The sequence below is a fragment of the Frigoribacterium sp. CFBP 13605 genome (assembly GCF_014839405.1).
GTDB lineage: Bacteria > Actinomycetota > Actinomycetes > Actinomycetales > Microbacteriaceae > Frigoribacterium.
Genome location: NZ_JACYNS010000140.1, coordinates 1 through 5455 on the forward strand (window position 1 = coordinate 1; position 5455 = coordinate 5455).

A 5455-nucleotide genomic window follows, 5' to 3' on the forward strand; every position below is an offset into this window, starting at 1 on the left:
GCTCGCTGCCGGTGTAGGCGAGCGGTCGGCCCGAGCCGCCGGTGCCCGTGCCGCCCGTGCCCTGGCCTCCGGCTGCCGGCACGACGGGAGCCGGCGTGACGATCGGGTCGGGGGTCGGCTCGGGGTCGGGCACGGGGGTCACCACGGGAGGCGCGGCGAGGGTGATGGTCGGGACGGTCCCGTCGGCGGTCGGCGCCGTGAACGACCCGAGGGTCTCGCCGTCGGCCACGACGTCGTAGGTCGTGCCGGGGACGAGGTCGTCGGCCCGGTAGACGCCCGCGGCGTCGGTGGTCGGGGTGGCGACGGGCTCGGGGTCGGTGGCGTCCGCCTCGATCAGCGACAGCTCGAGGTCGGCGGCGGGCGTGCCGTCGGAGTCCACGACGGTGCCCTCGACCGACACGGTCGCGGGGGCCGCGATCTGCACGGGCGGGATCGTCCCGCTCGTCGCGGGTGCGGTGATCGTGACGGCCGAGTCGACGTCCTCGTCGAGGACCACCTCGTACTGTTCGCCAGGGGTGAGGCCGTCGGCCGTGAACGAGCCGCCCGCGCCGGTCTCGACGCTCGCCACCGGCGCGGTCTCGCCGACCGGCACGATGTCGACCGTCGACCCGGTCGCGGGTGCCGATCCGTCGGGGTTCACGATGCTCGTCGTGATCTCGACGGTCGGGTCGAACGTGATCGACGCGCCGGAGGCCGTGGTGACCGGACCGCGGGCGATGCCCGTGACCTCGTCCACCAGGTCGTACTCGGCCGCGGGGTCGAGCCCCTCGAAGGTGACCGAGCCGTCGGCTCCGGTCGTCCCCGACGCCACCGGGTCGATCTGGCCGGGCACGACGATGCTCACCGGACGGTCGGCCACGGGCGTCCCGTCGGCCTCCACGACCGTCACCGTGAGGGGCGCGGTGGCCACCGGGGGCACGGCGCCGGCGAAGGCGAAGTCGAGTCCGGGGGAGTCGTCGCCCGCGATGGTGAAGGGCACGGCAGGCAGATCCGCGGCGTCCTCCGGTGTGGTGACGTCGACCTCGTAGGGCGTGCCCGAGACGAGGCCGGGGACCGACCAGGTGCCGTCGGGGCCGACCGTCGTGGTGGTCCCGACGACCTCACCGGTCGCCGGGTCGACGACCGTCACGATCGCTCCGGGGTAGGCCGCGCCGTCGTTCGTCACCACCCCGCTCGCGGTGAAGGTCTTGGTCACGAACCACGTCTGGTAGACGGGGAACCCGGAACGCTGCTGGTACGTGAAGGTCAGCGTCGACAGCGGCACGGTCGGGCTGAACCAGGCGGCGGCGCCCTCGGTGTCGGACGCGGTGGCGTTGCCGTTCAGCACGCCCGTGGCGGCGTTCCAGGTCGGCACGTCGCGCAGTCCCGCGGCGTCGCACGACGGCGACGGACCGCCGGCCGCGGTGCGGCAGTAGTTGTACGTGCTCCCGAAGCCGAGGGCGTCGGCGGGCACGGCCACACCGTCGGCGCCGGTGGCCGACACCGTCACCTGGTCGGCGTCGACGTCACCGAGCACGAACGACCAGTCGCTCGCGGGGGTGGCGCGATCGAAGGTGTAGGTCGTGACCGAGGCGGCGGCCGCGGTCGGCGAGTCCTGGGCCGGACGGAGGTTGAGGTAGGGGCGACCGCGGCTCGAGTCGTACTCGGCGCCGACCGGCGTGCCCGTGCCCTGCCACGTGCTCGATCCGCTGGGGATCGTCGCCTGGCGCGAGGTCGACGTGAACGTCGCCTGCGGGAAGTCCCCGGGGAGCGTCATCGTGCCCGTGTAGGCACGAGCCGTCCCGTCGACGGTGAAGTCGGCCCAGCCGACCGCTCCCGGTCCGGCGGCGGAGGCGCTGGTCGCGCCCCCGAGGGCCAGCGCGCCGGCCACGACGACCGTCACCCCCGTCGCCGCCCATGCCCTGATGCGCCTGTCGATCATGTCGTCGTCCCTCCGGCCCCACCCCTGATCGCGGGCCACGAGGTCGAGGTTATGTCAGGTGTGGTCGTCGTGTCACACCCGGACCGACCCGAGGCGTCGTCGCGGGCGTCGCCGCGTGCCGGGAACGACGAAGGGGCGCCGCCTCGCGACCGGTCACCCGGTGCGGAGGTCGGCGCCCCTTCGGGGACGTCGTGCGTCAGCGCTTCTTGGCGTTGGAGACGATGTCCTCCGAGTGGCCACCCGTCGCGCCCTTGGCCTTCTTGTCGGCGCGCTTCTCCTTCAAGGAGCGCACGGCAACCTTCGCGGTGCCTTTTTTCGCTGATTTCTCTGCCATGGTGGTGCCTCCGTCGCGGACCGAGATGATCCGGTCCGCCCGAGGCTACGGTGCCGCGGCCCCGGTGTCTGTAGCCGCGGCCATCTTCACGGCTCCTACACTGCCCAGTGGCCCGGTCCGCCTCACGCGAGGAGTCCGTGTCCGACCACCCGCCCGACCCGACGACACCCCGAGACGACAGGCCCCGATGACCCCCGTCCCCACCTCGACCCCGGTCGCCCCGACGCGCAGCGAGCGCCTCGACGAGCTGCCGTTCACCTCGAAGCACCGTCGCCTGTTGGCCGGCTCGGGCATCGGATGGGCCCTGGACGCGCTCGACGTCGGCCTGCTCTCGTTCGTCATCGCCCAACTGATGACCGTGTGGAGCGACCAGGCCGGACAACTGGCCTGGGTCGCGTCGGCCGGGTTCGCGGGCATGGCGATCGGCGCGGCCGTCGGTGGTTCGCTGGCCGACCGCCTGGGCCGCAAGACCGTCTTCGCCCTGACCCTGTTGCTCTACGGCCTCGCCACCGGCCTCTCGGCCCTGTCCTGGTCGGTCGGCGTGCTGCTCGTCCTGCGCTTCGTCGTCGGACTCGGCCTGGGCTCCGAACTGCCGGTCGCGTCGACCCTCGTCAGCGAGTTCTCACCCCGGCGCATCCGGGGCCGGGTGGTCGTCCTGCTCGAGGCGTTCTGGGCCGTCGGCTCGATCGGGGCCGCCCTCGTCGGCTACCTCGTGATCCCGACGAGCGACGACGGCTGGCGCTGGGCCCTGCTGATCGGTGCCGCTCCCGCGCTCTACGCCGTGTTCGTCCGCCTCAGGATGCCCGAGTCGGTGCGCTTCCTCGAGTCGAAGGGGCGTCACGACGAGGCCGAGCGCACCGTCCGCGGCTTCGAGCAGGCGGCCGGCGTCGCCGCCCCGACCGTGGCCGCCGAGGAGGCGCGGGTCGTCGAGAAGCCGGTCCGCGCCTCCGTCGGCCGGCTCTTCGGTGCCGGCATGGCTCGCCGCACGGTCGCGATCTGGGTGGTCTGGTTCATGACCAACTTCTCGTACTACGGCGCCTTCGTCTGGCTGCCGTCGTTGCTCGTCGCGGCCGGGTTCCCGCTCGTGCGCTCGTTCGGGTACGTGCTGATCATCACCCTGGCGCAGCTGCCGGGCTACGCGGCCTCGGCCTGGTTGATCGAGAAGTGGGGGCGTCGCGGGACGCTCGCGACCTTCCTGCTCGGGTCGGCCGTCGCGGCCGTCTTCTTCGGCTTCGGGGCGGTCAGCGGCAGCGTCGCGCAGATCCTGGTCGCGGGCATGGCCCTGTCGTTCTTCAACCTCGGCGCGTGGGGGGCGCTCTACGCCGTGACGCCCGAGCTCTACCCGACCCCGCTGCGGGGCACGGGCGCGGGGTGGGCCGCGGGCGTCGGGCGCATCGCCTCGATCGCCGCGCCGCTGTCGGTGCCTCCGCTGATCGCCCTCGGGGGGCCGCCCACCCTGTTCGTCGTCTTCGGCGCGGTCTTCGTCGTGGGGGCCGTCGCCGCCACGACGCTGCCCGAGCTCCGCGGCACGCGGCTCGCCGAGTGAGCGCGCGTCGTCATCCGTCGCGTCGTCGCCTCACGCCGCGCCGGCTGCTCGGAGTCCTCGTGGTGCTCGTGGCGGGGGCCGTCCTCGTGGCCTTCCCGCGCCTCCTCGGCGACGGGTCGGCGGGTGGCGGCCCGGGAGGCGCGGGTGCGGTCCCCGTGCCCACGAGCGTCCCGGCCGCGGCGGTCGAGGCCGTGGTCGACCGGGTCGTCGACGGGGACACCGTCGTCGTCCTGGTGGCGGGGGAGCGCGAGCGCATCCGCCTGATCGGCGTGGACACCCCCGAGACCGTGAAGCCCGATGCGCCGGTCGACTGCTTCGGACCAGAGGCGAGCACCTTCACGACGGCCGCCCTGCCCGAGGGGGCCACGGTCTGGCTCGAGGACGACGCCTCGCAGGGTGACGCCGACCGCTACGACCGGCTGCTCCGCTACGTCTGGTCGCCGGACGGCACGATGCTCAACGAGCGGCTCGTCGCCGAGGGCTACGGGCGCGAGGACACCTACGACGACGCGTACCGCTACCGCGACCGGTTCGTCGCGGCCGAGGCGTCGGCCGAGGCGTCGCGGGTCGGGCTCTGGGGCGCCTGCGGCTGAACCGACGGACGCCGGCTCGGCCACCAGAACGCGTCACCGGTGAGGAACACGAGCGCGGGCACCAGCACGGTGCGCACGACCAGGGTGTCGAGCAGCACGCCGAGGCAGACGATCACGCCGACCTGGGTCAGGGCGACGACCGGTAGCACGCCGAGGACGGCGAACACGGCCGCCAGCAGGATGCCCGCACTCGTGATGACGGCGCCGGTCGAGGCCAGGGCCCGCACCATGCCCTCGCGGGTGCCGTGCACGAGGCCCTCCTCGCGGGCCCGGGTGGTGAGGAAGATGTTGTAGTCCACCCCGAGGGCGACGAGGAACAGGAACGCGTACAGCGTCACCGCCGTGTCGAGGGCGGGGAACCCCAGCACGTTCTGGAACAGCCAGGTCGAGGCCCCGAGGCTCGCGAAGAACGTGGCGAGCACCGAGGCGATGAGCAGGACGGGGGCCACGAGCGAGCGCAGCAACAGGGCCAGGACGGCGAACACGATCGCCAGGATGATCGGCGCGATCAGGTCGATGTCGGCCTGCGCCGCCACCTTCGTGTCGTAGGCGGTGGCGTCGCTGCCCCCGACGAGCGCGTCGGCGAGGCCGCCGCCGGCGTCGGCGTACCCGGCACGCAGACGCTCGACGGTGGCGAACGCGGCGTCGCTCTCGGGTTCGGCGGACAGCTGCAGGTCGACGCGCGTCAGTCCGCCCTCGGTCTCGCCGGTCGTGGCCGTGTCGACGCCGTCCGTGCCCGACGCGAGCGCGGTGGCCTCGTCGGCGACCGTCGAGGGGACGATCACGGTGGTGCGGCTGGTCAGCCCCGCCGAGAACGAGTCGTCGATCACCTGTTGCGCGGTGACCGAATCGGGGTCGCCGAGCAGCTGGTCGGTCTGCGAGAGGCCGACGGCGTAGCCGCTCAGGCCGAGGCAGAGGACGCCGATGCCCGCGACGGACGCCACGGCCACGACGGCCGGACGGCGTCGGACGCCGCGCCCGAGACGATCCCAGAAGCCGCGTCGCTGTGCCGCGTGGTGCGCCGCGCCTCCTGCGGCGGCGTCGGCCGTCCGCGCCGCGTC

The 5455-nt window shown here is 73.7% G+C and carries 4 protein-coding genes; 2 read left to right on the forward strand and 2 right to left on the reverse strand.

Annotated elements, in window-relative coordinates:
* On the reverse strand, positions 1-1921 hold a 1921-nt coding region (locus IFT36_RS14945), incomplete at its 3' end, for an Ig-like domain-containing protein (RefSeq protein ID WP_200413545.1).
* Between the two features lie 521 nt (positions 1922-2442).
* On the opposite strand from IFT36_RS14945, the gene IFT36_RS14950 reads away from it, so the two are divergent.
* Together IFT36_RS14950 and IFT36_RS17035 are read left to right on the forward strand one after the other, a co-directional pair.
* Positions 2443-3801, forward strand: a complete 1359-nt coding sequence (locus IFT36_RS14950) for an MFS transporter (RefSeq protein ID WP_200413546.1) — start codon at positions 2443-2445, stop codon at positions 3799-3801.
* Positions 3798-4394, forward strand: coding sequence for a thermonuclease family protein (locus tag IFT36_RS17035; protein ID WP_200413547.1), 597 nt, complete (start codon positions 3798-3800; stop codon positions 4392-4394). Before IFT36_RS14950 ends, IFT36_RS17035 begins: the two co-directional genes overlap by 4 nt.
* Here the strand turns inward: IFT36_RS17035 and IFT36_RS14960 are convergent.
* Positions 4319-5455: MMPL family transporter (locus IFT36_RS14960; RefSeq protein ID WP_200413548.1), on the reverse strand; the 1137-nt coding region annotated here is incomplete at its 5' end. The two genes, IFT36_RS17035 and IFT36_RS14960, sit on opposite strands and share 76 nt — an antisense overlap.

Coding starts and splice junctions, on each gene's coding strand:
- IFT36_RS14950 (WP_200413546.1), top strand. CDS start 2,443: ATGACCCCCGTCCCCACCTCGACCCCGGTCGCCCCGACGCGCAGCGAG.